The 25,348-nt window shown below is 70.9% G+C and carries 21 protein-coding genes; 16 read left to right on the top strand and 5 right to left on the bottom strand.

Annotated elements, in window-relative coordinates:
• Positions 1–7: 7 nt before the first annotated feature.
• The 3 genes from VFZ09_RS28305 to VFZ09_RS28295 all read left to right on the top strand — a co-directional run bounded on the left by VFZ09_RS28305 (position 8) and on the right by VFZ09_RS28295 (position 1,385).
• Positions 8–394: a hypothetical protein gene (locus VFZ09_RS28305; protein ID WP_329730804.1), complete on the top strand. Its 387-nt coding sequence runs from the start codon at positions 8–10 to the stop codon at positions 392–394.
• Positions 395–567: 173 nt separating this feature from the next.
• Complete coding sequence (locus tag VFZ09_RS28300) at positions 568–810, top strand: hypothetical protein (RefSeq protein ID WP_329730803.1); 243 nt, start codon at positions 568–570, stop codon at positions 808–810.
• Positions 807–1,385 (top strand): hypothetical protein, encoded by a 579-nt coding sequence (locus VFZ09_RS28295; RefSeq protein ID WP_329730802.1) that lies wholly within the window; start codon positions 807–809, stop codon positions 1,383–1,385. Before VFZ09_RS28300 ends, VFZ09_RS28295 begins: the two co-directional genes overlap by 4 nt.
• Here VFZ09_RS28295 and VFZ09_RS28290 read toward each other — a convergent pair.
• The gene (locus VFZ09_RS28290; protein ID WP_329730801.1) at positions 1,330–3,072 is read right to left on the bottom strand and encodes a BamA/TamA family outer membrane protein; all 1,743 of its coding nucleotides are present in this window, start codon (positions 3,070–3,072) and stop codon (positions 1,330–1,332) included. The genes VFZ09_RS28295 and VFZ09_RS28290 overlap by 56 nt on opposite strands.
• Before the next feature lie 147 nt (positions 3,073–3,219).
• Here VFZ09_RS28290 and VFZ09_RS28285 point away from each other — a divergent pair, with 147 nt between their 5' ends.
• Positions 3,220–3,582, top strand: coding sequence for a response regulator (locus tag VFZ09_RS28285; RefSeq protein ID WP_329730800.1), 363 nt, complete (start codon positions 3,220–3,222; stop codon positions 3,580–3,582).
• Here the strand turns inward: VFZ09_RS28285 and VFZ09_RS28280 are convergent.
• A complete protein-coding gene (locus VFZ09_RS28280) occupies positions 3,562–4,446 on the bottom strand; it encodes a cobalamin-binding protein (protein ID WP_329730799.1) in 885 nt (294 codons plus the stop codon). The genes VFZ09_RS28285 and VFZ09_RS28280 overlap by 21 nt on opposite strands.
• Before the next feature lie 120 nt (positions 4,447–4,566).
• On the opposite strand from VFZ09_RS28280, the gene VFZ09_RS28275 reads away from it, so the two are divergent.
• The 11 genes from VFZ09_RS28275 to VFZ09_RS28225 all read left to right on the top strand — a co-directional run bounded on the left by VFZ09_RS28275 (position 4,567) and on the right by VFZ09_RS28225 (position 22,435).
• Entirely contained in the window at positions 4,567–5,562 is a 996-nt protein-coding gene (locus tag VFZ09_RS28275; protein WP_329730798.1) for a hypothetical protein, read from the top strand.
• A gap of 280 nt (positions 5,563–5,842) precedes the next feature.
• A complete protein-coding gene (locus tag VFZ09_RS28270) occupies positions 5,843–7,513 on the top strand; it encodes a serine/threonine-protein kinase (RefSeq protein ID WP_329730797.1) in 1,671 nt (556 codons plus the stop codon).
• Position 7,514: 1 nt separating this feature from the next.
• Positions 7,515–10,070 carry a TonB-dependent receptor plug domain-containing protein gene (locus tag VFZ09_RS28265; RefSeq protein ID WP_414640752.1) on the top strand — a complete coding sequence of 852 codons (2,556 nt, stop codon included), beginning with the start codon at positions 7,515–7,517 and terminating at the stop codon, positions 10,068–10,070.
• Entirely contained in the window at positions 10,067–11,308 is a 1,242-nt protein-coding gene (locus VFZ09_RS28260; RefSeq protein ID WP_329730795.1) for a hypothetical protein, read from the top strand. Before VFZ09_RS28265 ends, VFZ09_RS28260 begins: the two co-directional genes overlap by 4 nt.
• Before the next feature lie 139 nt (positions 11,309–11,447).
• A complete protein-coding gene (locus tag VFZ09_RS28255; RefSeq protein ID WP_329730794.1) occupies positions 11,448–12,071 on the top strand; it encodes a response regulator in 624 nt (207 codons plus the stop codon).
• Positions 12,072–12,339: 268 nt separating this feature from the next.
• Positions 12,340–15,453 carry an ATP-binding protein gene (locus tag VFZ09_RS28250; RefSeq protein ID WP_329730793.1) on the top strand — a complete coding sequence of 1,038 codons (3,114 nt, stop codon included), beginning with the start codon at positions 12,340–12,342 and terminating at the stop codon, positions 15,451–15,453.
• 109 nt (positions 15,454–15,562) lie between these two features.
• Entirely contained in the window at positions 15,563–15,874 is a 312-nt protein-coding gene (locus VFZ09_RS28245; protein WP_329730792.1) for a response regulator, read from the top strand.
• A 71-nt stretch (positions 15,875–15,945) separates the two neighbouring features.
• A complete protein-coding gene (locus VFZ09_RS28240; RefSeq protein WP_329730791.1) occupies positions 15,946–16,110 on the top strand; it encodes a hypothetical protein in 165 nt (54 codons plus the stop codon).
• The gene (locus tag VFZ09_RS28235) at positions 16,107–19,286 is read left to right on the top strand and encodes a sensor histidine kinase (RefSeq protein ID WP_329730790.1); all 3,180 of its coding nucleotides are present in this window, start codon (positions 16,107–16,109) and stop codon (positions 19,284–19,286) included. Before VFZ09_RS28240 ends, VFZ09_RS28235 begins: the two co-directional genes overlap by 4 nt.
• Positions 19,287–19,415: 129 nt before the next feature.
• Positions 19,416–21,170 (top strand): peptidoglycan-binding protein, encoded by a 1,755-nt coding sequence (locus tag VFZ09_RS28230; protein WP_329730789.1) that lies wholly within the window; start codon positions 19,416–19,418, stop codon positions 21,168–21,170.
• Between the two features lie 38 nt (positions 21,171–21,208).
• A complete protein-coding gene (locus tag VFZ09_RS28225) occupies positions 21,209–22,435 on the top strand; it encodes a cytochrome P450 (RefSeq protein ID WP_329730788.1) in 1,227 nt (408 codons plus the stop codon).
• A gap of 297 nt (positions 22,436–22,732) precedes the next feature.
• Here the strand turns inward: VFZ09_RS28225 and VFZ09_RS28220 are convergent, their stop codons facing one another.
• Entirely contained in the window at positions 22,733–23,407 is a 675-nt protein-coding gene (locus VFZ09_RS28220) for a hypothetical protein (protein WP_329730787.1), read from the bottom strand.
• Positions 23,408–23,643: 236 nt separating this feature from the next.
• Between VFZ09_RS28220 and VFZ09_RS28215 the strand changes: the two genes are divergently transcribed.
• On the top strand, positions 23,644–24,069 hold the full coding sequence (locus VFZ09_RS28215) for a hypothetical protein (RefSeq protein WP_329730786.1): 426 nt from the start codon (positions 23,644–23,646) through the stop codon (positions 24,067–24,069).
• Between the two features lie 332 nt (positions 24,070–24,401).
• Here VFZ09_RS28215 and VFZ09_RS28210 read toward each other — a convergent pair whose 3' ends face one another.
• On the bottom strand, positions 24,402–24,863 hold the full coding sequence (locus VFZ09_RS28210; RefSeq protein ID WP_329730785.1) for an immunity 26/phosphotriesterase HocA family protein: 462 nt from the start codon (positions 24,861–24,863) through the stop codon (positions 24,402–24,404).
• Positions 24,864–24,865: 2 nt separating this feature from the next.
• On the bottom strand, positions 24,866–25,348 hold a 483-nt coding region (locus VFZ09_RS28205), incomplete at its 5' end, for a hypothetical protein (RefSeq protein WP_329730784.1).

The following is a 25,348-nucleotide window of genomic DNA, read 5'->3' as shown; positions in this document are numbered from 1 at the left end:
GGCAAGGATGAGCCACGGATTGTTGGCATACCTGAGTGCGGATTTTTCAGATGATGATGTACGTGCGTTACGAGAGCTTGTTACAAATCTCGCAAGCTCAGGAGGCTGGAGTCATAAACCGCCGATGTTCGTCGATGAGGTGGACGATAGCTCATGCACTCGACCTGAAGATGAACCAGTGAGAACCGTCGGGGTCTTGCTCAAAGTGAGCGAACCTGGAGAGAGTCCGATGACCTTGGTCGACGAACTCATGAGACTGCTTGATGCGTTGTCCTTGTTCTCCAGCGAGCGTGGGGTCGAATTGGAGGTTCAATTGGATGACACGTATGTTGGAGAGATTCGCAATGGAGTGCCGGATCGACTCATTCGTGAGGGACTGCTAGCTCGCTGGTAGGAGCTACGCCGTGGTGACGGACCACCTGGACGTCCCCACGGAGATGTACGACGAGTTGGGGCAGCTCGCCTGGAGGATGCAATTGGACACCTTCGGGCTTCCACCCCGACAACCTCCGGTTCGCGCCCGACGGCTCCCTTCTCGCGACAGGGCACCCGAACTCCATCGCCGTCGTGGGCCTGTGTGGATTCCTGCTCGGGTGCGGCATCGGGACGGAGGTGGCCCGCATCGATCCGGCCACCTTCCAGGCGGCCACACTCTTCGAGCGAGGCGCGAACGAGACCTTCAGCGCGGGCACGAGCGCCATCGTCGTCGGTGACGAGCTCTGGATCGGCTCCTTCGTCTCTCGCGCGCTCCTGATCGTACCGCTCAACGAGCGGATTCAACGCCCGGACGGGCAAGAGAAGAGCCGATGAAGCGGCACGTGCTGATTACCGGGGCCAGCATCGCGGGGCCCGCCATGGCCTGGTGGCTGAACCGCCATGGCATGGCGGCGACAGTGGTGGAACGCGCCCGGGAGTTCCGGGACGGCGGGCAGACCATCGACGTGCGCGGCGCCGGCCGGACGGTGGTCCAACGCATGGGCCTCGAGGAGGCGATCCGCGAACGGACGACGCACGAGGAGGCGGTCGCTTTCGTGGACGCGCGGAACCACGTGCGGGCCCGGATCGGCGTGGAGCAGTTCGGCGGTAACGGTCTTGTCGCGGAGCTGGAGATCCTCCGCGGCGAGCTCGCGCGCTTGCTGGTCGAGCACAGCCGCGACTCGGTCGAGCCACGTTCACGCCGGAGGCACACGCCGTGTTCCGGCGGAGCGCCTCGGGGTCTCACGCGGGTGACAGTGCCCCCGGGAACAAGCGCTGACAACGTGCCCAAATTTCCCCTCGCCCTCCGGGAGAGGGGATATTTCCACGAGGGGATATTTCCACGGACAAGGATTAGAGCGGCGAGTCCAGGAAGCCGGGCCGGAACTCCGTCACCTGTCCGCCGCTGAAGGAGAAACGGCCGCCGAACTCGGGGCGCTCGTCGTTGATGACGTACCCGAAGTCCAGACGGAACGGGTACGTGTTGAACTGGGGGAAGAGCAGCCGCAGCCCCACGCCCACCGAGTGCACGAAGCGGGGGCTCTCATCGAACGCCGAGCCACCGTCGTAGAAGAGCACGCCGCCCAGGTGCACCGTGTAGAGGATGAGCGGCCGGGTGCGGTACTCCACGTTGAGCAGCGCCATGCGCTTTCCCGAGTAGGCCTCCGGCTGCGCCCCCCGCAGTCCGTTGCCGCCGCCGAGCAGCAACACACGCTCGTTCAGGTCATCGGTGTTCACGTCCAGCAGGCCCCGCACCACGAAGCGCCCGCCGAGCACCTTCGGGGAGACCTGCTGGAACTCCACGGCCCAGCGGCGGTTGATCCACGTCCCCGCCCCCTGCCCCCCGAGAATCCGGCGCACGGAGGCGGCGGTGGCCAGCGAGGAGAGCGCATCCCCCAGGCGCAACCGGTAGCGGCCGGTGAGGCCCACCTCGGCGAAGTTCCCCGCCCCGGCCAGCAGCGCGGGGGCGTAGCGCGCCGAGGCGGTGAGGGAGGGCCCCACCTGGAAGTCCTCGGAGAGGGCGTAGGAGTCCACGTCGCGCATCACCTCGTAGCGCGTCTCCCAGAAGCGCGCGTAGCCGAGTACGTACGTGGCGTCCTCGGCGCGAGGCAGATAGGTGTCCCGCAGCCAGGCGCGCCGGGCCTCGTCCAGCCCGGAGTCCGCGGGAGCCCCATAGCGCCGGTGGTACACGCCCACGCCTCCGCCCGCGTCCACCTTGTAGCGCGAGCCCCAGGAGCGCAGGTACAGCAGGCTCCCGCTCAGCTCGCGCGCATCGTAGATGTAGGGCACCGTGCCGCCCTCGGGGTACGGCAGCGCCCACACCTCGGCTCCACGGAAGACACGGACGGGCTGCACGCGCCACACCGCCTGCGCCTGGAAGCTCCACGGCGTGTCCAGCGAGTAGAAGGGCCGCGTCACCAGCACGCTGCCGCGCGAGCCCTCGAGCTGCCCGTTCTCGCGCCCGAAGATGAGCGAGGCCGTCTCACTGAGGTACCAGCGGCTGCCGCCCAGGCGCGGATCCACGTACGTCTGCCCGAAGCTCACCGAGTCCCGGCGCAGCAGGAAGTCCAGCGCCACCTTCTTGTTCAGCCCCAGGAAGTTCTGCTCGGTGCCCTGCAGCCGCAGCGACTGAATCAACGTGCCCACCACCTGGAAGTCCTGGTTGAGCCGCAGCGACCACAGGTCCTTGGTGATGATGAGCAGCGACACCGTGTCCGGCGTGGAGCCGCGCACCGGCACCACGCGCACCACCGCGAAGATGCCCAGCTTGCGCAGGTTGCGCGCCGTCTCGTACGCCCGCGCCGCCGAGTACGGCGCCCCGGGCTCCAGCAGCACCTCGCGCCGGATGACCGACTCGCGGGTCCGCGCGTGGAACACATTGAGGAACAGCGGGTACGGGTCGCTCGGGGCGACGACGTCCTCGGAGGCCACGAGCACGGCCTCCAGGCGCTTGCCCTCGGGCTCCGGCTCCAGGGTGCGGCCCTCTTCGAGGGACAGGCCCCACTGCACGAGCGCGTCCTCGTAACCCTCGGCGGGCGGGGGCGGGTCCGCCGCCAGCAGGGGGGCGATCAAGAGGGGCAGCCAGGCGAGCGACACGGTCACATCCTGACACGCCGCCAGGGCCCGGGAATACGCTAGTGAACAGCTCCGGCCCCCGCCGGGTTGGAGGGGATTCCCGGGCCGGGCCGGAAGCGGGAGACTTCAGCCTTTCAAGAGATGCACCCCGTAAGGTCCGGACGCAACGTGAAGATTCTCCTGGTAGAGGACAACGAGGACATCCGCGAAGGGCTGACCGATCTGCTCGAGAGCGAGGGCTATTCGGTCTCCGGCAGCGGCACCGCGGAGGAGGGGCTGGCCCGCTTGAGGTCGGACTCGTTCCACCTGGTCATCACCGACTACATGCTGCCCGGGCAGAATGGCGATTGGATGCTGGAGCAGGCGGAGCGGGAGCACCGGCTGCGCGGCACGAGCGCGCTGATGATCACCGCCCACCCCCGGGTCCGTCCTCCCGCGGGCGTGCGGCTGATGCACAAGCCGTTGGACATCGACGACTTCCTGCGCGTGGTCTACGAGTCCATCACCCCATTACGGGCGGTGGGCGGGTAGCGGCGCCGCCCGCAGGTCTCCCCCGCGCGGCGAGGGCAGCTTCTCGCCCCGGGCGATGGCCGACACGATGCCCGCCAGCTGCTCCACCCCATCCGACAGCGCCGCCGGACCCGGCTGCAGGATGAACGAGCTCTTCACCTCGTAGAGCTGATCATCCACCACCGCGCGCACCCGCTCCCAGCCCGGCCGCGAGACGATCTTCTCGCGCTTCGCCTTGCGGCCACACCAGCTGGCGATGACGCCCTCGGGGTCCCTCCGGGCCACCTCGGCCGGGTCGAAGATGCGGCCCTTGGCGCCCTGGGACTCGCGCGACTCGCGGCACACGTCCTCGCCCCCCACCAGCTCCACCAGCTCCGAGCACCAGCGGATGCCGGAGATGAGCGGCTCGTGCCACTCCTCGAAGAAGATGCGGGGCCGGCGCGGCAGCCGCTCCGCCGCCTCCGCGTGCCGCACGAGGTTGCCCTCCAGCTCGTCCGCCAGCTTCTCCGCGGCCTCGGCCCGCCCCACCAGCGCGCCCACCACGCGCACCGTCTGGAGGATTTCGGCGAGCGAGCGCTGGTTGAAGAGGTACACGGGCACCCCGCGCTTGCACAGCTCGCGGCCGATGTCCGCCTGCAGGTCCGAGAAGCCCAGCACCAGATCCGGCTTCAGCTCGAGGATGCGCTCGAAGTTGGCGTCCAGGAAGGAGCTGACACGCGGCTTCTTGCGCGCCTCGGGCGGACGCACGGTGAAACCGGAGACACCCACCACGAGGTCCCCCGCGCCCATGCGGTACAGCGTCTCGGTCGTCTCCTCGGTCATGCAGACGATGCGCTGGGGGTAGTGCGGTGCGGAGGAGAGCAGGGCCTTCAGCCGGTCGGTCATGGGACGCACTGTAAGGCTTCAACGGCCCTGGATCAGCGCCCGTGTGGCCCCCCGGACTTCCTTCCACCCGCCCTTCCGGACCATGCTCTGCCCTACCCCGAGCCGGGGATGGCGATCGACATGACTCCCGTACGCACCCCCTCCCGCACCTGGCTGCTCCTCGTCCTCCTGGCGGTGGCCACGAGCGCCTGTGGCCCCCGCACCAAACAGCAGCGCCAGGCCTACGGCGAGAAGCGGACCGACGAGGCCACGCTGCTGCTCAGCGAGGCGACGAGCCACCTGCGCGAGCTGAACGCGGACCGCGCCGAGCCCCTGCTGGCCAAGGCGAAGGAGGTGCTGGCCCACCCGGACGTGGACCTGTCGCCCGAGGGGGAGATGCTGCGCTCGGAGCTGGCGGAGCTGCAGGCGCGCGTGCCCCGGGTGCGCGAGGAGAAGGTCCGGCGGGAGAAGCAGGCCGTCGCCGAGCGCGAGCGCAAGGAGCTCGAAACGGCGGTGGAGAAGCAGCGGGACGCGGTGGTGGAGGCGCTGTTCGCGGCCAACGAGGCGCTGGATGCGCTCGAGGCGAAGGACGCGGGGAGCGCGCAGGTGACGGCGGCGAGCGAGGCCCTCCAGCGCACCCGGGAGCGGCTGAAGGCGGGCAAGGAGCTGGAGGCGAAGAGCGAGGACTACGCGGCCTCGGCGCGGAGCACCGAGCGGAAGCTGGAGCAGGCGGAGGCGCGGCTGAAGCAGGGGCGGAGGGTGATCGACTTCGTGTCCGGGCCGCTCGGCGGCAGCCAGGAGGCGCCGGCGCTGGAGAAGAAGGCGCGCAAGGAGAAGGACCTCGCGGCGAGGCTCTCGCTCTACACGGAGGTGAGGGAGCGCTACCGGGTGTGTGCGAGCGAGGCGGAGACGCTGCTGTCCGAGATGCCCGAGCTCGCGCGCAGCCCGCTGCCGGTGAAGGGCCGCCCGATGGTGCTCAAGGCCGTCATCCTGGGGTGCAAGAAGAAGGCGGGCCTCACCCAGCGCGCGGTGGTGAAGCTGGAGAAGGCCCAGGTGAAGTGGGAGAAGGCCCGGGAGAAGCGCGAGAAGGCCCGGGAGGCCGCGAGGCAGAAGGCGCTCGCGCGCAAGCGCAAGTAGGCCTCACGACGGCGGGGCCGCCGGCTCCCTCGTCCCCACGGAGAACTCCCCCTGGACTCGCCGCCCGCGTTGACGCGGCGCGTAAGTCCGGCGCGTCAGGGAAGGACTCCCCAGGTGAACCGTCCAGGACGTGACGTCCTGGCGCCGGAGCCGTATTCTCGGCCCCGGGTGACTCGGGATTCCAGCAGCTCCCGGGTTTTCGGTGTCAGCGTGTCTGGTGGTAGCATACGAGACAGGTCACATTTCGTCCCGCCCACCCCGGCGGGCGGCGGGGGAGCTCATGGTTCAAAGCGGCGCGCAACCCCAGAGCGCACCGGCCGACGTCGGAGATCCCCTCATCGGCAGGGTCCTCAACGACAAGTTCCGCATCGTCGAGGCGCTCGGCTCGGGGGGCATGGGCCGCGTGTACAAGGCCGTGCAGTCGCCGCTGGAGCGACTGGTGGCGCTCAAGGTGCTCAACCCCCAGTACAGCGAGGGCAAGGACCCCGGCTTCCAGAAGCGCTTCTTCATGGAGGCCGCCGTCACCGCCAGGCTGCGCCACCCCAACACCGTCACCGTCATCGACTACGGCCGCACGGACGATGGGGTGCTGTACATCGCCATGGAGTACCTGGAGGGGCAGACGCTGGCGCAGCTCCTCACCCAGCAGGGGCCGCTGCCGTGGATGCGGGTGATGAACATCGCCCAGCAGGTGGCGCGCTCGCTGCGCGAGGCGCACCGGGTGGGCCTCATCCACCGCGACCTCAAGCCCGCCAACATCATGGTCCTCAACCAGGAGGACGACCATGACGTGGTGAAGGTGCTGGACTTCGGCCTGGTGAAGTCCTTCCTGCCGGACCGGGGCGGCTCCAACGAGACGGAAATCACCCAGGCGGGCGTCATCCTCGGCTCGCCGCAGTACATGGCGCCCGAGCAGGCGCGCAACGTGTCCGACCCGCGCAGCGACGTGTACTCGCTGGGCGTGGTGATGTTCCAGATGCTGATGGGGCGTCCGCCCTTCCAGGCGGCGCAGAGCATCGACGTCATCTTCAAGCACCTCAACGAGGCCCCGCCCGTCTTCGCCGCCGTGTGGCCCGGCCACACCGTGCCGCAGGAGGCGGAGGCGCTGGTGATGCGGTGCCTCTACAAGCGCCCCGAGGAGCGCTTCCAGTCCATGGACGAGGTGCTGGAGGCCATCCGCCGCGTCGCCGCGTCCGCGGGCTTCAGCGGGGCCTTCTCCAGTCCGCGCAACGCCATCACCAGCGGCTTCACGCCCCTGCCCGGCCCCGGCAGCGGTCCCGTGTCGGGCGCGCAGACCGGCCCCCTGCCCTCTCCCGGCTCCACCGGCGCGAGCACCGTGGCGCTCGACATCGCCGTGGAGGAGGCGCCCGCGAAGCCGGCCGCGCCCCGGCGCACGCTGCCCCTGGCCCTCTTCGCGGCCTCGCTGCTGCTCGGCGTCACGGTGGCCGCGGTGGTGGCCCTGCGCGCCCCCGCGCCCCAGCCTCCTCCGGAGCCCGAGCCCCTCCAGGCGGTGGCCCCGGCGGTGAAGACTCCCGCACCCGAGAAGCCCGCGGCCGAGCAGCCCGCGGCCGAGCCGCCCGCCACCGCGGCGGCCGCGCCCGAGGCCCCGGCCCAGCAGCCCGCCGCCGAGCCCGCGGAGCTGGCCGCTCCGCTCGTCCCGTCCGGGCCCGTGGCCATCCGCTTCGTGATCGACAGCGAGCCCGGTGGCGCCAAGGTGATGTACGGGGGGCGCGTGCTGGGAGAGACGCCCCTGGAGCTGCCGGTGCCCCCCGGCGCCGATGGCCGCGCGAGCGCCCGGCTCACCTTCGCGCTGGACGGCTACCAGCGCGTCACCGCCATCGCCGCGGGCGAGGGGCCGGTGGTGCGCCACACGCAGAAGCTGAAGAAGAAGTCCGGTTCCCGCTCCGCGTCGGACAGGAACTCGGCCGGGTACAAGGACGACCCCTACTGAGATGGTGATGAACCCGACCGCCTTGAAGCGAGCGGGCGCCCTCGCGCTGGTGCTGTACGCGGGGAGTGCCTCCGCGGACGCGCGCCTGGAGGCCCGCCGTCACTTCCGCAGTGGCATGAGCCTCATCGCCCAGGGTCAGTACGACCAGGGCATCGCCGAGCTGCTGGTGGCGTATTCCATCAAGCCGCACCCCAACGTCCTCTACAACATCGCCCGGGCCTACCAGGACGCGGGCCTGTTGACCGAGGCGGCCGACTACCTGCGGCGTTACATCGCCGCCAACCCGCCGGACGTGGCCACGGCGCAGGCCACGCTGGTGAAGCTGGAGGAGTCGCTGCGGGCCGCCGAGGCGGCGAAGCAGGACGAGGCGTCGAAGTCCACCGAGCCGGTGGTGCCCGGGAAGAAGCCCGCGCTGCCGCCCATGCCCGCGGCGCCCGGAGGGGCCGAGGCGGCCCGCTCGCTCGCGGTGCTGGTGGAGCGCTTGGAGAAGGCCATCGCCCGCGCCGAGTCCCTGCCCGCGACGCCGGCCCCCAGCCCCTCCGCGCAGCCCGCGCCGGCCGAGGCCGAGGCCGCCAGCACCGAGGCCAGCTCCGACGAGGAGGAGGGAGCGGTGCCCTACGAGGAGCGCGTGGTGACGGCCAGCCGCCGGGCCCAGTCCTCGCTGGAGGCCCCCAACGCCACCACCGTCATCACCGCCGAGGACATCCGCCTGTCGGGCGCCACCACCCTGCCGGAGCTGCTGCGCCGCGTGCCGGGCGCCGACGTGATGATGCTGGGGCCGGGCAGCGCCAACTTCTCCGTGCGCGGCTTCAACCAGCGCGTGGCCAACAAGGTGCTGGTGCTGGTGGACGGCCGCACCGAGTACCAGGACTTCCTGGGCATGACGCTCTGGTCCTCCATCCCCGTGGAGTTGGAGGACATCGAGCGGATTGAAGTCATCCGCGGCCCGGGCAGCGCGCTCTACGGCGCCAACGCGATGCTGGGCGTGGTCAACATCATCACCCGTGCGCCGGGCACCGGCCCCAAGGCGCGCTTCCAGGCCCACGCCGGCAACGCCAACGTCGCGGGCGGCAGCTTCGTGAGCCATGGCGGCTCGGGCGGGCTGCGCTACCGCGCCTCGGCGGCGTACTCGCAGGCGGACAAGTGGAGCCGGGACTTCGCGGAGGACCGGCCGGACGTGGCGGTGGTGGACCCGCAGCCGAACCTCGGCCTGCGCAGCGCGCGCGGCAACCTGGCCACCAGCTACAAGTTCGGCTCGGGCGCCGAGCTGGGCGTGTCCGGCGGCGTCAACCGCCTCTACACGGAAATCTACCCGCTGGGCCTGCTGCGCAACTTCTACCTGGACGGGGTGAGCGCCTTCGCCAAGCTGGACGTGGGGCTGGGGCCGCTCAAGGTCAAGGCCTTCTGGAACCACCTCGGGATGGACGCGGGGCCGCAGTACGAGGCCGTGGGGCAGCGCTCACTGGCCACGCGCGTGGAGTCCAACCTCTTCAACGGCGAGGTGCTCTACAGCAAGGGCTTCCAGCTGCTGGGCGAGCACCAGGTGAACGTGGGCGTGGAGGGCCGCCTCAAGCGCGTGGCGTGGAGCTACCTGGGCCCGCTGCGCGAGGAGTTCCACGCCGCGGCCTACGTGCAGGACGAGTGGCGGCTGGCCCAGCCCCTGCGCGTGGTGGCCTCCTACCGCGTGGACCGGCACCCGCTGCTCGACAAGGGGCAGCCGGGCCTGGCGCACTCGCCGCGCATCTCCGCCCTCTTCATGCCCTTCGAGGGCCATGCCTTCCGCGCCAGCGCGGCCTCGGCCTTCCGCGAGCCCACGTTCCTGGAGAGCTACATGGGCGTGCGCGTCCCCATCCCGGGCGTCAACGGCGCCAGCGCGCTGTCCCTGGGCAACCGGGCGCTCCAGGCCGAGCGGATGGTGGCGCTCGAGCTGGGCTACCGCGGCGAGGCGCCGGAGCTGGGCATGGACTGGGACGTGGCGCTCTTCCAGGACACGGTGACCAACCTCATCCACCTGTCCGCCGTGCGGCCCCTGCCCGCGGGCGAGTCCTGGGACTCGGAGACGGGCACGTACCTGCTGGGCCGCTCCCTCTTCGAGAACGAGGCGGCCGTCTACACCGCGCGCGGCGCCGAGGCCGGCGTCACCCTGGCCCCGGTGGATGGCCTCGGCATCAAGGCCAGCGCCGCCTTCCAGCAGGTGACGGCGGATGGAGAGAAGGGCCTGTGCGGCCCCTGCAGCCAGACGCCCCAGGTGAAGCTCTTCGGCGGCGTCACCTACCGCACGCGCCAGGCGCTGGAGTTCGGCGTGGACGCGGCCTGGACGTCCTCCACCGTCTGGGTGGAGCGGGAGCCCTCGTCCAAGGATCCCACCGTCATCGAGCCGCTGGCCAACACCCTGCCCGCCTACACCATCATCAACGCCCGCGTGGGCTACACGCCGGTGAAGGACAAGGTGTCGGTGGCGCTGGTGGGCTCCAACCTGGGCCCCGCGCACGCCCAGCACCCCTTCGGCAACCGCATCGAGCGCCGCGTGCTCGCCCTCCTGACGGTGACCCCATGAGCCTCTCCGCTTCCAAGACGCTGGCGGGCCTGGCCCTCGCGTCCGTGCTCGCCACCGGCTGCGAGCCCCCGCCCGTGGTGCCCACCGCGGACCAGCGCCAGAACCAGCGGCTGTCCCGCATCGAGGGCCAGGTGGTGGTGCAGAGCCGCGCGCGCGGCAACGCCATCGTCCTGCTCTACGACGCCGCCCGTCCGCCTCCGCCCCAAGGCGCGGGCCGCCCGCTGAGCTTCACCGTCATTCCCGCGCAGAAGCTCTTCGGCCCGGCGGACCCGGCCTCCTCCGGCCCCTTCACCGCGCCCTTCTCCTTCAGCCTCGTGGCCCCGGGGCGCTACCTGCTGCGCGGCTTCATCGACGCGGACACCTGCGTCACGGGCGCCTCGCCCTGCCACGGGCCGGACTTCATTCCCTGGTACGGCATCACCGGCGAGCCCAACGCCGGAGACGTGGGCGGCGCCGCGGTGGACCCGCTCACCCGCGTGCCACGCGTGGTGGAGGTGGCCGCGGGCGCGGACGGGGCGCTGCAGGCCGCCACCGGCGTCATCGTGAGCTTCAGCGACTCGAGCGCCATTCCCCTCGAGCGGCCCGCCTTCCGCGTGGAGGGCGGCGCCCGGTTCGACCCCGCGGCGGGCCTCAAGCGGCTGGACCTCTGGCCCCTGCAGGTGCGCGAGGGGGTGGTGTCCGCGGGTGCTCCCGCCCTGGTCGTGCGCTACGTGGACGACAACGGCGACGGCGTGCCCGATGACGCCAACAGTGACGGCCAGCCGGACCTGTGGCCGCGCGTGCTGGTGCGCAAGCTGGCCGACGCGGAGGGGCTCAGCGGCTCGCAGACGCTCGCCGACGAGAACGACCTGGACCGGGATGGCCTCCTGGATGCCACGGGCGCCGACTACCTCCGGACCGATGGCACCCTCGACGGGCTGCCGGACCAGGTGGTGCTCGCCGCGGGGCTGGTGGCGGACCCGGTGTATGCCGCGCTGCGCAAGCCGGATGGGACTCCGCGTATGGAAGCCGTGGCCGTCCCTTCACTGGGAGTGTACATCCAACCCCATGCGTTCGACGTGAGGGACCCGTCCAACCGGGTGATGCTGAAGTCGGTGCCGCCCGGCCGCTACGCCCTCACGCTCGTCCAGTTCACCGGCCAGACGTGGCGCGTGCCCAACGAGCTCTCCCCCTCCCTGGCGGAGGAGGACGGGCTGCCCGCGGTGGAGAGCCAGTCGTTCGTGGTGGAAGTGCCGTGAAAAAGCCTCATCCCACCGGCGCGAAAAACTCCAGGGCTGGACGACGGGCCACTTTGACTTCGCGTTGTCCGTCGGACAACATACAGTAGGAATTCCCGGACAGGGATGTGGAGGGGGGACAGTGCAGGGAGACTCTCCAATGAAGCCGGCAACTGTTGTGCCCGAAGCAGCGGCGACCTCGTCGCCACGTCCGACGTCGGCCGCCAACGAGCCGCCGCGGCCAGTTGCTGCCCCCACCGGGCCGGCGCTGACACCGGCGCCCCTCAGCGAGCCGTCGCGTCCATTCGGCGTGCTCAACGCCGAGACGGCCAAGGCCTTCGCGGCCGCGGCCTCCAGCGAGACGCGCGCCTTCGCCCGCCCGGATCCCGCGGTGCAGCCCCAGCGCGTGCTGCTGGTGGATGACAGCCGCTCCATCCGGACGCTGCTGAAGATCTACCTGATGGCGCGCTCCTTCGAGTACATCGAGGCCGAGTCGGCCGAGGCGGGCTTGAAGGTGCTGGAGACGCAGCCGGTGGACCTCATCCTCACCGACTTCCACATGGACGGGATGAACGGCGCGGACTTCGCGGCGACGGTGCGGGCCAGCAAGGACGCCAAGGTCTCCAAGATTCCCATCCTGATGATGACGGGAGACGCCAACGCCGCCGAGGTGCGCAACAAGGGCCAGAAGGCGGGCATCAACGCCTTCGTGCGCAAGCCGGTGAGCTGCGCCCAGCTGATGACGCTGGTGGACACCATCCTGCCGCCGGCCAAGAAGGCCTGAGGGGCCCCTGGGACTGGCGGGCGAGCAGCCACGCAGATGGCCCTCCTCACCCGGAGGACCCCTCCTGGCCACCGCCGCCCATGCCGCGCCCGCGGTGGTGAAGGTGTTCGAGGCGGCGCTGGCTCCGGCGGGAGGCCACCCCGCCCCGGCGAGTGAGCGGTGACGCAACTTCCAATATGCTCGGGCATCAGCCCCCCAGCGTATGAGCCGCCTCTGCCTCCACCTCTTCGGTCGTCCCGCCCTCTCGAGCGAGGGTGCGCCGCGGGAGGTGGCGCGGCGAAAGCTCCTCGCGCTCCTGGCCTATATGGCGCTCTCGAACCGGCCGTACGGCCGCGCCGAGCTGGCCACGCTGCTCTGGCCGGACCTCGAGGAGCAGAAGGGCCTGGCCGTGCTGCGCAGCACCCTCTGGGAGGGAAGCCAGCTTCTGGGCAAGGACTGGTTGGAGGCGGATCGCAAGGAGGTGCGGCTGCGCCCCGGCGCCCACCTCTGGGTGGATGTCTCCCGCTTCGAGCAGCTCGTCGAGGAGGCGCGCTCCAGGTCCTCCCAGCGGGAGGCGCACGCCACCGTGCTGCCCCTCCTCACCGAGGCGGCCTCGCTCTACCGGGGAGATTTCCTCGAGGGCTTCTCCCTGCGTGACACCGAGGTATTCGACGAGTGGCGCATCCTCCAGGCCGAGCGGCTGCGCAACCGGATGACGGCGCTGCTGGAGCAGCTCGTTCATCTCCACCTCGAGCAGGGACAGCCCACCCAGGCCCTCGCCTGCGCGCAGCGGCTGGTGGCCCTCGAGCCCACCCATGAGCCGGCCCACCGCCACCTGATGCGCCTGTATGCCCAGAGCGGCCAGCGCACGAAGGCCCTCGAGCAGTATGCGAGCTGCGTGCGCATCCTCTCCGAGCAGCTCGCGGTGATGCCCGAGGAGGAGACGCGGCGGCTTCAGGAGTCCATCAGGGCATGCCCCCTGCCCCCCCAGGCCCCGCGCTCCGCCGAGGGCCTCCCCTCCCCGCGCCTGCCCGCGGAGCTCCCCGCGCCCACCACGGCCCTCATCGGGCGTGTCAGCGAGCTGGCGCTCATCTCCCAGCGGCTCGCGGCGGACGGCTGCCGACTGCTGACCCTGGTGGGGCCCGGCGGCGTGGGCAAGACGAGTCTGGCCCTCGAGGCCGCCCGGGCCTACTCCACGCTCCATGGCGGTGGCGCCCATCTGGTCTCCCTGGCCGGGGTGGATGAGCCCGGACTGCTCGCCTCCGCCATCGCGGACGCGCTCGCGCTCCCCGCCGCTCCCTCCGACACGCCCGAGGCGCTGGAGGCCCGGCTCCTCGAGCACCTGCGCTCCCGGCCCCTGCTGCTCGTCCTGGACAACTTCGAGCACCTGCTCGGCGCCACCCCCCTGGTGGCCCGCCTCCTGGCACACGCGCCCGGGCTCCGGCTGCTCGTCACCTCGCGCGAGCGGTTGGATCTGCGCGGCGAGTGGGAGCTGGCCCTGGAGGGACTGCCCGCCGGCGGCTCCGAGGCCGTGGAGCTCTTCGTCCGGGCCGCCACCCAGACGGATGCGTCCTTCTCCCTGACACCCGACGGCGCGGCGTGTGTCACGCGGCTCTGCCAGCGGCTGGGCGGCATGCCCCTGGGCATCGAGCTGGCGGCCGCCTGGGTGCGGCTCATGCCGCTCGAGGAGATCGCCTCGCGCATCGAGGAGGATCTCGACTTCCTCGCCGGGCCCCGCGACGCCCCGGAGCGGCAGCGCGGCATGCGCGCCACCTTCGCGTACTCCTGGAGGCTGCTGTCCGCCGCGGAGCAGGGCGCCCTGCGCCGGCTGAGTGTCTTCCGGGGGAGCTTCACCCGGGGGGCCGCCCAGGAGGTGGCGGGCGCCTCGCTGGAGCTGCTCGCTTCGCTGATGCGCAAGTTCCTCGTGCGGCGCACCGCGGCGGGGCGGCACGTGCTGCACGAGCTCATCCGCCAGTACGCCGCCGAGCAACTCCACGCGCTGCCCGAGGAGGACGTGCGGACCCGGGAGCTCCATGCCGCCTGGTACGCCGCGCGCCTGGAGGCGTACCGGCCAGCGCTCGAGGGGCCGGAGGCGCGGACCGCGCTCGCGGCGCTGGAGCCGGAGTGGGACAACGTCCGCGCCGCCTGGGCCCATGCCGTGGAGCATGGGCGGCTCGCGGTGCTCCAGCAGGCGCTCGACGGTTTCTGCCTCGTCCATGAGCTGCGGGGCCACCGCGCGGAGGTCTCGGAGGCGCTCCGGCGGGCCCTCTCCCGGGTCCGCCAGGTGTCCAGCGCCAGCGCTCCGGACGCGAGGGAGCCCCGCTTGCTGCTGGGCCGGTTGCTGGCACGGCTGGGACGCCTGTGCCTCGAGGGGGAGACGCAGCGCGAGGCGGCGGGGCTGCTCGCGGAGAGCCAGGGGGTGTTGAGCCCGCTCGACGTCCCAGGGGAGCTGCGCTTCACCCTGGAGGCCGCCGGGAGGCTCGCCCTGCTGCAAGGGGACCACTGCGCGGCCCTCTGGTGCTTCCGCGGCTGCCTGGCCCTCAGCAAGACACTGGAGGACCGGCGCGGGGTGGCGCACTCGCTCGGCGAGTTGGCCGCCGTGGCCATGAGCCAAGGAGACGCCGGGGCGGCCCGGCGGCTCCTGGAGAAGAGCCTGGACGCCTCGCGGGCCCTGGGGGACGAGCGCCAGGTGGCCACGGGCCTCGGCCGCCTGGGGCACCTGCTCGCGCAGGAGGGAGACCTGGAGGGAGCCCACCGCGCCTACCACGACGGGCTGCGGCTGCTGGAAGCATTGGAGGAGCCCCAGCGCACTGCGGAGCTGCTCGGCAGCCTGGCCCGCGTGCTCTGCCTGCGGGGTGACCTCGACGGCGCGTGGCGCTGCTGCGAGCGGCAGCTTCGTCTCGGCCGTGAGCTGGAGCACCCGGAGCTCCAGGCCCGTGCCCTCCTCGGGCTCGGGCGCGTGGCGTGCCAGCGCGAGGAGGGCGCGGAGGCCCGGCGCCTGTGTGAGGAGGGCCTGGCGCTCTACCGCAAGCTCAACGCCCGCCAGGGCATCACCGAGTCGCTCATCTGTCTGGGCCGTATCGCCTCGGCGGCGGGCGAGCCCGAGCGGGCCCGCGGCCACTTCCACGCCGCGCTCGAGATGGGCATGGAGGTGGGCGCCACTCCGCAGGTGCTCGAAGCGCTGGTGGGCCTGGCCGAGCTCCTGGCCCCGGCGGCCCTCGCTCCCCGGACGCAGCGGGCCCTGCGGCTCATCTCCACGCACCCGGCCGCGGAGCGCTCCACCCGGGAGCAGGTGGCGCGCCTGCTCACCCCCGGCGAGGCGCCCGGCGGCCAGCTTCCCCCCGCGCGGCCCACTCCCGAGCTGTCCGCCCTCGTCGCCGACGTGCTGGGCACCCCGCCCTGAGCGGGTGCTCCCTGGCTTGAATTCCGGCCCGGGCCCCGGTCATCATCGCGCTCCACCTCTCCTCGGCCTCCCGCGCCGGTCCCACCCCGCTTCGCCCAGGAAAGAGCCGATGTCCTTCAACGAGCTCGATGAGCTCCTCGCGGAGGATGTTCCCTCCGGCCCCGATGCCGAGCAGCTCCCCCTCCTCGTGGTGGTCGACGACGATGCCACCATCCGCAAGTCCCTCCAGGCCGTGCTGTCCCCCCGCTACCGCGTCGTCCTCTGCGCCTCCGCCCGGGACGGGGTGGCCGCCGTCACCGAGGAGGTGTGCGCCGTCATCCTCGACGTGAAGATGAAGGGCTACGACGGCTTCTGGGCCTGCAATGAGATTCGCAAGAGCCATCCGGACGTCCCCATTTCTACTCGGCCTACCAGGACCTGAAGGACCCCTACGACATCATCAATGAGCACCGGCCCTTCGGCTACATCACCAAGGATGGCTCCACCGGCCGGTTGCTGGAGTCCGTGGACATCGCCGTGCGGCTCTACAAGATGACGTTGGACAACAAGAAGCTGGTCTCCCGGCTGGAGCAGCAGCTCAAGCTGCGGCGGAGTCCGGCGTCCGCGCCAGAGCAGGAGCCGCCCGCGCGGAAGAAGGGCCGCCCCGCGAGCCGATGAGCCACTGGCGGGCGAGGCTGCTGCTCCCGGCTCTCCTGATCGCGGTGGGGGCCGTGTTCCCCGTCCGGGCCCAGACGCCGCCCGGCGCGCTGCCCTTCGTGCGGTACGGGGCGGAGGTGGGCTTCGGCCAGTGGAACGTGCGCGACATCGCCCAGGACTCGCGCGGCGTCCTCTGGGTCGGCACCGATGACGGCATCTACCTGTACGACGGCCACCGCTTGCGGCGCGCGGAGCACCAGGGGCTGCCCTCGGCGTACATCTCCCGGCTGGTGGCCGGCGCCCACGGCGACATGTGGTGCGCGACCCTGGAGGGAGGGGCCCGGTGGCACGCGGGCCAGTGGAGCCCGTATGGCGCCGCCCAGGGCCTGCCCGGCGCCTGGGAGGATGTGCGGGTGGATGAGACCGGGCGCGCCTGGGTGGCCACCCAGCAGGGGCTCTTCTGGGAGGAGGAAGGGCGCTTCGCCCGGGTGCCCGGGTGGCCCGGCGGGGTGCCCCTGGCGCTCTGGAGCGAGCCGGGCGGGGGACTGTATGCGGTGACGGCGGGCGCGCTCCACCACCGGGAGCCGGACGGCCGCTGGCGCACCTGGGGCGAGGCGCAAGGGGTTCCTCGCGAGGGACTCCGCCAGGTGGCGCGCGACGGCGCGGGCCGGGTGTGGATCTGGGGCAACTACAGCATGTGGCGGTTGCCGGCGGGCGCCCGTGCGTTCGAGCCGGTCCCCGGGCTGGAGGCGAACCGCTCGCTGTGGAGGGCCGTGAGAGATCGCCACGGCAGGCTGTGGCTGGGCTCGGACAAGGGGTTGGTGGAGGTGGGCGAGGACGGGCGGCCGCACGGCGTCACGGGCCCGCCGACGCAGCGGGTGGCGGTGGCCTTCGAGGATCGCGAGGGCTCGCTCTGGGTGGGAGGGCTCGGGCTCTTCCGCCTGGCGGGTGGGGGCCTGTGGCGCACGCACTCCGTCGCGCAGGGGCTGCCCTCCGCCGAGGTCTGGGCCATCCACCGGGAGGAGGGTGGCCGGTTGTGGGCCGGCACGAGCCAGGGGCTGGCGAGGGCCACGGCCGAGGGCTGGGTGCCGGTGGCGGAGCTGCCGCCGCGGGCCGTGCGCGGCATCTACCAGGAGCCTGGCGGCGGCGCCCTGTGGCTGAGCGGTGGCTGGGCCGAGCTCTTCCGCTATGAGCCGCGCACGGGCGGGCTCGAGCGCTTCGGCCCGGAGCATGGACTGAGCGCGGCGGTCACCCTCGAGGTGGTGCGGGATGGGGAGGGGCGGCTGTGGGTGGCGACGACCGCGGGCGTGCTCCGGGGCGAGCGGCGCGGCACCGGGTGGCGCTTCGTTCCCGTCGTTCTGCCTGGCGGGCCGCCCAACGAGGTCGTCCTGGACGTGGAGGTGGACAGGCGCGGGCGGGTGTGGCTCGCGGGCCATGCGGGGCTCGTCGTGGTGGAGGGCAACGGCCCGCGGCGCTTCACGGTGGCGGATGGGCTGCGCCGCGACTCGGCGAGCTATCTGCTGGAGCGGCGCAGCGGGGAGATGTGCGTCAGCTACTTCCGCGTCGCGGGGATGAGCTGCTTCCGCTACGACGGCGGCACCCCGGGCGGCTTCACCCACCTGGACACCACGCGGGGGCTGGCGAGTGATCGCATCTACCAGCTCGGTGAGGACGCCGCGGGGCGGCTGTGGGTGGGAACGGGCAAGGGGGTGGACGTGCTCGGTCCGGAGGGGGGAGTCCACTTCAGCGTGGCCGATGGCCTGCCCGGGGACGACTGCAGCGCGCGTGCCTTCTGGCTGGACCCGCACGGCGAGGTGTGGGTGGGCACGAGCACCGGGTTGGGGCAGTTCCTGGCGCCGCGTTACACCGGGCCCCCCCGGCCGCCGGAGGCCGTGGTGGCCTCCGTGCGTGCGGGCGGGTGGGCGCTGGAGCCCGGGCCGCACGAGGTCCCCTACCCGCGCAACACGCTGGAAGTGGAGGTGCGGGCGCACACCTTCCTCAACGAGGGGCAGGTGCAGCACCAGGTGCGGCTGGTGGGGCTCGAGCCGGAGTGGCGGGTGCTCGAGGGGCTCCAGGCGCGCTACACCGCGCTGGCGCCCGGCACCTACGAGTTCCAGGCCCGCGCCCGCCACGCGCCCGGGGCGTGGGGCCCCATCGCGAGCTTCTCCTTCGTGGTGCTGCGCCCCTGGTGGCGCACCGGGTGGTTCTACGCCGGGTGCCTGCTGGGGTTGGGGGGGCTGTTCTCCCTGGCCATCCACACCCGGGAGCGCACGGCCCGGAGCCAGCGTGCGCGGCTGGAGGCGCTCGTCACCCAGCGCACGCGCGAGCTGGAGCAGGCCCAGGCGCGGCTGGTGCAGATGGAGCGGGACGCCACCGAGCAGCAGATGGCGGGGGGCTTCGCGCACGAGATGCGCAACGCGCTGACGGGCGCGAAGATGCTGCTGGGGACGGTGCGCAGCGGGGGCGGCGAGCCCGGCCCCAGCCTGTGCGTGCGCAATGGCGCCCTGCTCAAGGAGCTGTACGTGGGGGTGCGCGAGCACCTGCCGCCCGAGGTACGGCCCCGCGTGGCCACGCTTCTCAAGGAGCTCAACGGGAACGAGGCCCGGATGGAGCAGGTGATGCAGGACACGGACGAGGCGCTCGGCCGGGCCCTCTCCGTCACCCAGCTCATCCTGGAGTATGCGCGCCTGGGGCGGGAGCGGCCCAGCCCGGAGCCGACCCGGGTGCTGGAGGTGCTCACGCCCCTGCTGGAGGAGTCGCGCGAGGACTTCGCGGCCCACTCCATCACGCTGCGCCTGGAGGGGAGCACGGACTGCACGGTGGCCGCCAAGCCCATCCACCTGTACTCGTTGTTGAAGAACCTCGTCCTCAACGCGCGCGACGCGCTGGTGGAGAAGAGCGGCCCCGGCGCGCGGGAGATTCGCATCACGCTGGAGGAGGAGCCGGAGTGGGGGGTGCTGCGCGTGGAGGACACGGGCGCGGGCATGCCGTCCGAGGTGCGCGAGCGCATCTTCGAGCCCTTCTTCACCACCAAGCCGGATGAGGGCACGGGGCTGGGCCTGAGCGTCGTGCGCAAGCTGGTGACGCTCTACGCGGGCACCCTCTCGGTGGAGAGCGAGCCGGGACGGGGGACGTGTTTCACCCTGAGGCTCCCGCGGCCCGCCCCGGCGCCACGGGCACGCCCGGCGAGTCCCTGAAGAAAAAGGCCCTGGGACACTCCCGGTGACGGTGCGTGTGACGGTGGTGTGATGCACCTCCGTCATGACGCACTCCACACGTCATTTGCAATCATTGCCCACTCATTCGTTGCGAGGAGAGCCTCCATCATGACGAGCATTTCCCAGCTCGGCGCCACCCGTCCCTCCCTGGCCCCCAGGTCCACGGGCCCCGCCCTCCAGGTGGACGCCGCGGCCTTCGACAACCCTCGCCTGGACAAGGGGCTCGTGTTGTCCCTGGCCTGCGCCGAGGGCAACACCCACAAGGATGGCTCCCAACGCTTCCTGGGGCGCTCGGAAGGGTGTCCGACCGGCTACCCGGCACAGGGCCACGTGGACCCGGGGGATGGGCTGTGGAACAAGGGCCGGCTCTCCTACGCCCCCGCGCGCCACGGGCTGCCGGAGAGCACCTCGGTCGCCGAGTGCGAGCGCCGCGCGCTGGAGCTCGTCAGCAACCGGATGGGTGACATCGAGAACAAGCTGCAGCAGCTCGGCATGTCGCCGGCCAACCCCAACTACCGCTTCGTCGTGGCCACCCTCATGGACTCCGTCAACCAGACGGGAGACGCCTGCTTCCAGGGCAAACACAGCCTGTGGAACGAGCTGCCGCAGGCCCTGCGCGAGCTGGGCCAGGGGAAGGATCCCCTGCAGGTGATGACCGATTGCCGCATCCGCTCGCATGCGAAGGATGACGGGAGCTGTGGCAGCTTCAACGGGAGCTGGGCGGAGACCCGCTCCGACCAGGCGCGCCGCGTCGGGGAAATCCACGACTGCCTCAAGCTGCACGGTGGGGTGTCTCCCACGGCGGGGGCGGGGACCGCCTCCCCCCCCGCGGGCACGCCGGGCAGCTCGGGTCAAAGCGGGTTCGATCCGAAGCCGGTGGTGCCCTCCAACCCGGTGCTCGGCGGCGTCCCCGTCTCCACCGGGCTGCTGGCCAGGGGGAGCGAGGGCCCCGCGGTGCGCGGCCTCCAGGAGAAGCTCAACCAGGCCGGGGCGCGGCTGGAGACGGATGGCAGGTACGGCCCGGACACGGAGCAGGCCGTCCGCGACTTCCAGGCCCGCCACAACCTCCCGCCGGACGGCGTGACGGGCCCGCTCACCCTGCGGGCGCTGGACAAGGCCGCGGGCGTGCTCACGCGGGGGGCCGAGGGCGCCGCGGTGCGGCAGCTCCAGGAGAAGCTCAACCAGACGGGGGCCCAGCCCCGCCTCGACACCGACGGCGTCTACGGCGAGCGCACGCAGCAGGCCGTCCGTGACTTCCAGAAGCAGCAGGGGCTGAGCATCGACGGCATCGCGGGGCCGGAGACGCTGCGCAAGCTGGAGACGGCGCCGCGCGCCCCCGCCCCCAGCACTCCCGTCACGCAGCCCTCGAAGGGGACTCCGGCCTCCAGCGGCGTGTCGGGCCTCCTGCGGCCCATCGTCCAGCAGGACGCCACCAGCTGCGGCCTCGCCTCGGTGGCGATGATCGCCAACGCGGCCAACCAGAAGGCGGGCACCGGAGCGCGGCCCATCGACGACCAGGATCTGCGGCGCGAGAACGGCGGTGGCACCGGCTACCTGCCCGACGTGCTCAACGGCCACCTCCAGGGCACGGGCTTCCGCGCCACCAACGAGGACTGGTCGGGGGGAAGCTGGGACGCCATCGAGAAGTCGCTCCAGTCCGGCAACCCGGTGATGATCTCCACCAACGGCGAGTTCTCGGCCTCGGGCTACGGCCACTACGTCGTGCTCACCCAGATGGAGGGCAACCGCGTGCAGTACGCCGACCCGGCGGACGGCCAGCTCAAGTGGACCACCCGGGACATCCTCGACGCCCAGCCGGCGCACACGGACGGGCGCTGGTTCTCCCGGCTCGTCAAGGAATAGCCCAGGCGTAGCGGCCCTGCCAGACCCCGAGCAGACCCATGCCTTCGCTCTTCGACCCCTACGGCCTCTCGCGGCCCGAGACGCAGCAGAACCCCTACCCCTGTTACGAGCGCCTGCGGCGGGAGGCGCCGGTCTACTTCTCCGAGGTGTGGAAGGGATGGCTCCTCACGCGCCATGCCGACGTGCTGACGGGGTTCCGCGACGCGCGCCTGTCTTCCAACCGCTCCGGCATGTTCGCACGCTACCTGCCACCGGAGCAGCAGGAGCGCCTGCTCCCATTGACGCGCAACGTCGCCGCGTGGGCCCTGCACATGGATGCGCCCGGCCACACGCGGGTGCGCTCGCTCATCAACAAGGCCTTCAGCCCCCGGCTGGTGGAGGCGCTGCGCCCGCGCATCCAGGAGCTGGTGAACAGGCTCCTGGATGAGGTGGAGGGCACCGGGTGCATGGAGGTGGTGAGGCATCTGGCCGCGCCGCTCCCGGTCATCGTGATCGGCGAGATGATGGGCCTGCCCCGGGAGGATTTCGGGCAGCTCAAGTCCTGGTCGGACAACATGTCCCGCTTCTTCGGTGCCGTGGCGCGCGCTCCCGAGCTGCTGGAGGAGGCGCTGCGGGCGATCCAGGAGATGGAGGACTACTTCCGGCGCCTCCTCGTCCAGCGGCGCGAGCAGCCAGGGGAGGATCTCCTGAGCGCTCTGGCGCGGGCGGAGGAGCAGGGCCGGCTGCTCAGTGAGCAGGAGTTGCTGTCCACCTGCATGATGGTGCTGTTCGGCGGCCACGAGACCACCACCGCCCTGCTCTCCAACGGGCTGTACGCGCTGCTGCGCCACCCCGAGCAGTGGGCGCTGCTGCGGCAGGAGCCCGAGCGGGTGCCGATGGCGGTGGAGGAGTTGTCGCGCTACGAGAGCCCGGTCCATCGCATGTCCCGCATCGCACTGGAGGACCTGGAGGTGGGGGGACAGCGGGTGCGCAAGGGAGACCTGGTCTTCCTGGTGATTGGCGCGGCCAATCGGGATGAGGAGGTGTTCGAGTCACCCGAGCGGTTGGACGTGCGGCGCAATCCCAGACAGCACCTGGCGTTCGGCCATGGAGCGCACTTCTGCGTGGGCACGGTGCTGGCCCGGCTGGAGGCCCAGGTGGCGTTGTCCACCGTGCTGCGGCGCTTCCCCCACCTGGCGCTGGAAGAGGAGGCGCCGCGGTGGGCCCAGAACATCGTCATCAGGGGCCTCGAGTCCCTGCCCGTGAGGTGGGGCCCGCCCCGGTGACGCTCTCCACCCACGGCGGGTTCCCGGCCTCGGGCCACGGCCACCATGTCGCCCAACCGGCGCACACGGACGGGCGCTGGTCCTCCCGGCTCGTCAAGGAATAGCCCAGGCGTAGTGCCCCTGCCCGCGGTGGCTCCTCCCGGGGCCCTCGCGGGCACGAGTCCACCCCTTGCCGGGACATGTTTCACGGCGCGGCCCGTACCGGAACCGGAGTACGGGCCGCACCGTGGTCACCAGGCGGGACAGGGGCGCCCGGTCCTGCCTGTTCGCATTGTTGGGATTGCCGCTACGACGGCGCTAGATGCTGCCGACGAAGGTGACGGAGTGACTCTTGAACTTGTCACTCCCGGGCGAGGCGACCCAGGCATAGCTGTCGGTGCTCGACCTCTGGAAGATGAAGTCGTGGCTGTAGTTGTTCCGGAAGAGTCTGAAACCCTCGTAGATGTTGATGTCGGGGTTCCACACGGTGAAGTAGTACTCGTACCAGAACTGGTAGCCGTTGTTGAAGGTGTGGCTGCAAGGCTTCAGGCGGAGGTAGCCATCGATGTTGTTCATCTCCGGCGTCTCGAGGCAGTACTGGAACGCCCCCGCTCCATTGATGTTGACGGCGCTCTTGTAGATGTACACGGGGACCTGGGTGCCCACGCTCTGCGGGTGCTGGGACCGGGTCCAGAGCTGCGCGGTATCGGCACTGTTGCACGTCGTGTAGTACGCGTAGGTGCCGGTTGCACGCAGGCAGCCCCCCCAGTTCTGCTTGATCTGCCACACGGGGGTGGCCATGGCGGAGACGCTCCCGTCAGCCTCTGCGGACTCGCCCAGCTCGGGCAGCCTCGCGAGGGGCTCGGGCTCCATCACCCCGGGGTGGGCCATGTCGCTCACACCAGGGTCGGAGCCGGTCTCGGCGCCTCCGCAAGCGGCGAGGCCGCACAGCAGGGGCAACGTCAGCAATGAGGAGCGCTTCGGGAAGTTCATGTCAACTCCAGTGTGTGCCGGGCCCCATCGCCCGGTGTTGAAACCGTTATCCACTGGTCGCATCACAAGAACATCACGGGAAACGTCACAAAACAGGAAAAGTGAATTTAGACGAGAATCAGTTCGCCCGGCGTCCACGGGCCTTTCACGGCCCAGGCGGTGTGATGAGGGTGTAACGGTTGGATGGTCCTCTGGTTCTCGCGGTCGAGCATGAAAAGAACCGCCAAGGACAAAACATGATGACCCTACCCAAGTCTCTCGGTGCCTCCCTGCTGGCGACCTCGCTCCTCCTGAGCCTGGGGTGCGGAACCGACGAGGGGAGTCCAGAGCGCATCCGCGTGGAGCCGCCGGAGAGGGCTCCGGAAGAGCGCATCGTCACGGCCCAGGCGGATGTCTGGAGTTGTGGATGGCTCTCCAGCTCCTCCACGAATACGACGGGAGGCTGCCCGGCCCCCAACAGGTATCCAGTATGGCATACCTATATCGAGGGCTGTCTGGGCACTGGGGGCCGCGCCACCTCGTGTCAGGACGTCACGCCCCGGGACAACGTGCAGCCGTGCGGGACTGCCTGCCCCGTGGGCTGGACCCAGGTCGGTACCTACTCGAATCCGTCGAAGTGCCAGGGGACGCCCAACTCCACGTACGTCGACTGCCGGAGGTAGGTCCTGCCCCAGGACGGAGGGGGGGCTCCCGGACGGGCTGCCACCTCCTCCTGTCCCCGTTCCTCCGTGTCGTGCGCACGCGAGCTTCCTCCGCCTGGCTCGAGTCCTTGCCGCTGGACCCTTCCGGCCCGTGCCTTCAGGTCCGTTCACGGGGCCTTCAGCTCGTGCGGCAACCAGCAGGCGCCGACCAACCCGACCTCGGCGTCGCGTGAGCCAAGCCGATCATCGGAGCGAAGCGACGCTGGTGCTCCTCACTTCTCCGGCCCTCGAGAATAGCCCCGCGCGTCCAATCCCGGCCGGTGTGGCCGGGGGCGCCAGGGTTCGGAGTCCGCCTACTGCAGGCGTACTTTCAGGTGCTCCACCGTGAAATTGGGCCGCCCCATGAAGGTGTCCAGCAGGCGTTCCTCGACATCGGACTGCTCCCAGACGGCCATTCGCTCGAGCCCGACACACTCCTGGGGCTCGGCATCTCTCGAATTGCCCTCGGTGTCGAAGATCTTGCAGCGACGGAAGTTTCCCACGTCCTGCCTGAATTGGACGATCGGTTGAGCCAGCGACGCCTCAATCTCTCTCCATCCAATGATCTCCCACGACCCCGGCTCCAAATGGCGGACAGCCACCTTGAAGAGGATGGGCTTGGAGGCGATCCGATCAAGGTCCGCGTCAGGGCTTTCAGTCCTGTACTCGTAGAAGGCATCATGCGTTCGCGCAATCGCCCTCCCGTAGCCGAAAGAACCGTCGGCGAGTGGAATTCGCAGAAACGATCCCGGTCTATACAAGCGCACTTTCGCCATTTCTAGTATCCCGTGTAAGGATGAAGTTGACCCCAGACGTCCGTGGCCGCGGCGTGAAACCGCCTGCCCCGGGGATTGTCTTTCGCCACACCGCGCAAGACATTCTCGGTCCGATAGGGCTTCCCGGTGTCGGACCAGGCGCCTCCATGGGAGTCAATCAACTGCTGCTCTCTTCCGCAGATCCGCCAATACGCGGCGTCGTCATATCTTCGGCCATAGTCAATGGCAGCCCCGACATCGAATTGATCAACCGTCGGCGGGGTGAACACAGCCCCCTTCGGCTCGTCGCTCTCGTCGATGTGATGATTCCGTGATCGAAGAATAACGGCCAGAAACACCTGTTCTTCGAGGGGTCTGGTGAGATCGACGACCATGCTGGTTCGCCCCGAGTAGTAGCGGTGGGTATTCCTGTTGAGCCTCGTGTAGGTCGCATAGATGCGGCCCAGCTTTGTCTTTTCATTCTTGCCTGGCTCTGATTTCGGCAA

The sequence above is a fragment of the Archangium sp. genome, assembly GCF_036277355.1.
Classification (GTDB): Bacteria; Myxococcota; Myxococcia; order Myxococcales; family Myxococcaceae; genus Archangium.
This window is presented reverse-complemented; position numbering and strand designations above follow the sequence as displayed.

Coding starts and splice junctions, on each gene's coding strand:
- VFZ09_RS28260 (WP_329730795.1), top strand. CDS start 10,067: ATGAGCCTCTCCGCTTCCAAGACGCTGGCGGGCCTGGCCCTCGCGTCC.
- VFZ09_RS28230 (WP_329730789.1), top strand. CDS start 19,416: ATGACGAGCATTTCCCAGCTCGGCGCCACCCGTCCCTCCCTGGCCCCC.
- VFZ09_RS28280 (WP_329730799.1), bottom strand. CDS start 4,446: ATGACCGACCGGCTGAAGGCCCTGCTCTCCTCCGCACCGCACTACCCC.
- VFZ09_RS28220 (WP_329730787.1), bottom strand. CDS start 23,407: ATGAACTTCCCGAAGCGCTCCTCATTGCTGACGTTGCCCCTGCTGTGC.
- VFZ09_RS28235 (WP_329730790.1), top strand. CDS start 16,107: ATGAGCCACTGGCGGGCGAGGCTGCTGCTCCCGGCTCTCCTGATCGCG.
- VFZ09_RS28275 (WP_329730798.1), top strand. CDS start 4,567: ATGACTCCCGTACGCACCCCCTCCCGCACCTGGCTGCTCCTCGTCCTC.
- VFZ09_RS28210 (WP_329730785.1), bottom strand. CDS start 24,863: ATGGCGAAAGTGCGCTTGTATAGACCGGGATCGTTTCTGCGAATTCCA.
- VFZ09_RS28295 (WP_329730802.1), top strand. CDS start 807: ATGAAGCGGCACGTGCTGATTACCGGGGCCAGCATCGCGGGGCCCGCC.
- VFZ09_RS28270 (WP_329730797.1), top strand. CDS start 5,843: ATGGTTCAAAGCGGCGCGCAACCCCAGAGCGCACCGGCCGACGTCGGA.
- VFZ09_RS28225 (WP_329730788.1), top strand. CDS start 21,209: ATGCCTTCGCTCTTCGACCCCTACGGCCTCTCGCGGCCCGAGACGCAG.
- VFZ09_RS28265 (WP_414640752.1), top strand. CDS start 7,515: ATGGTGATGAACCCGACCGCCTTGAAGCGAGCGGGCGCCCTCGCGCTG.
- VFZ09_RS28215 (WP_329730786.1), top strand. CDS start 23,644: ATGATGACCCTACCCAAGTCTCTCGGTGCCTCCCTGCTGGCGACCTCG.
- VFZ09_RS28305 (WP_329730804.1), top strand. CDS start 8: ATGAGCCACGGATTGTTGGCATACCTGAGTGCGGATTTTTCAGATGAT.
- VFZ09_RS28255 (WP_329730794.1), top strand. CDS start 11,448: ATGAAGCCGGCAACTGTTGTGCCCGAAGCAGCGGCGACCTCGTCGCCA.
- VFZ09_RS28245 (WP_329730792.1), top strand. CDS start 15,563: ATGTCCTTCAACGAGCTCGATGAGCTCCTCGCGGAGGATGTTCCCTCC.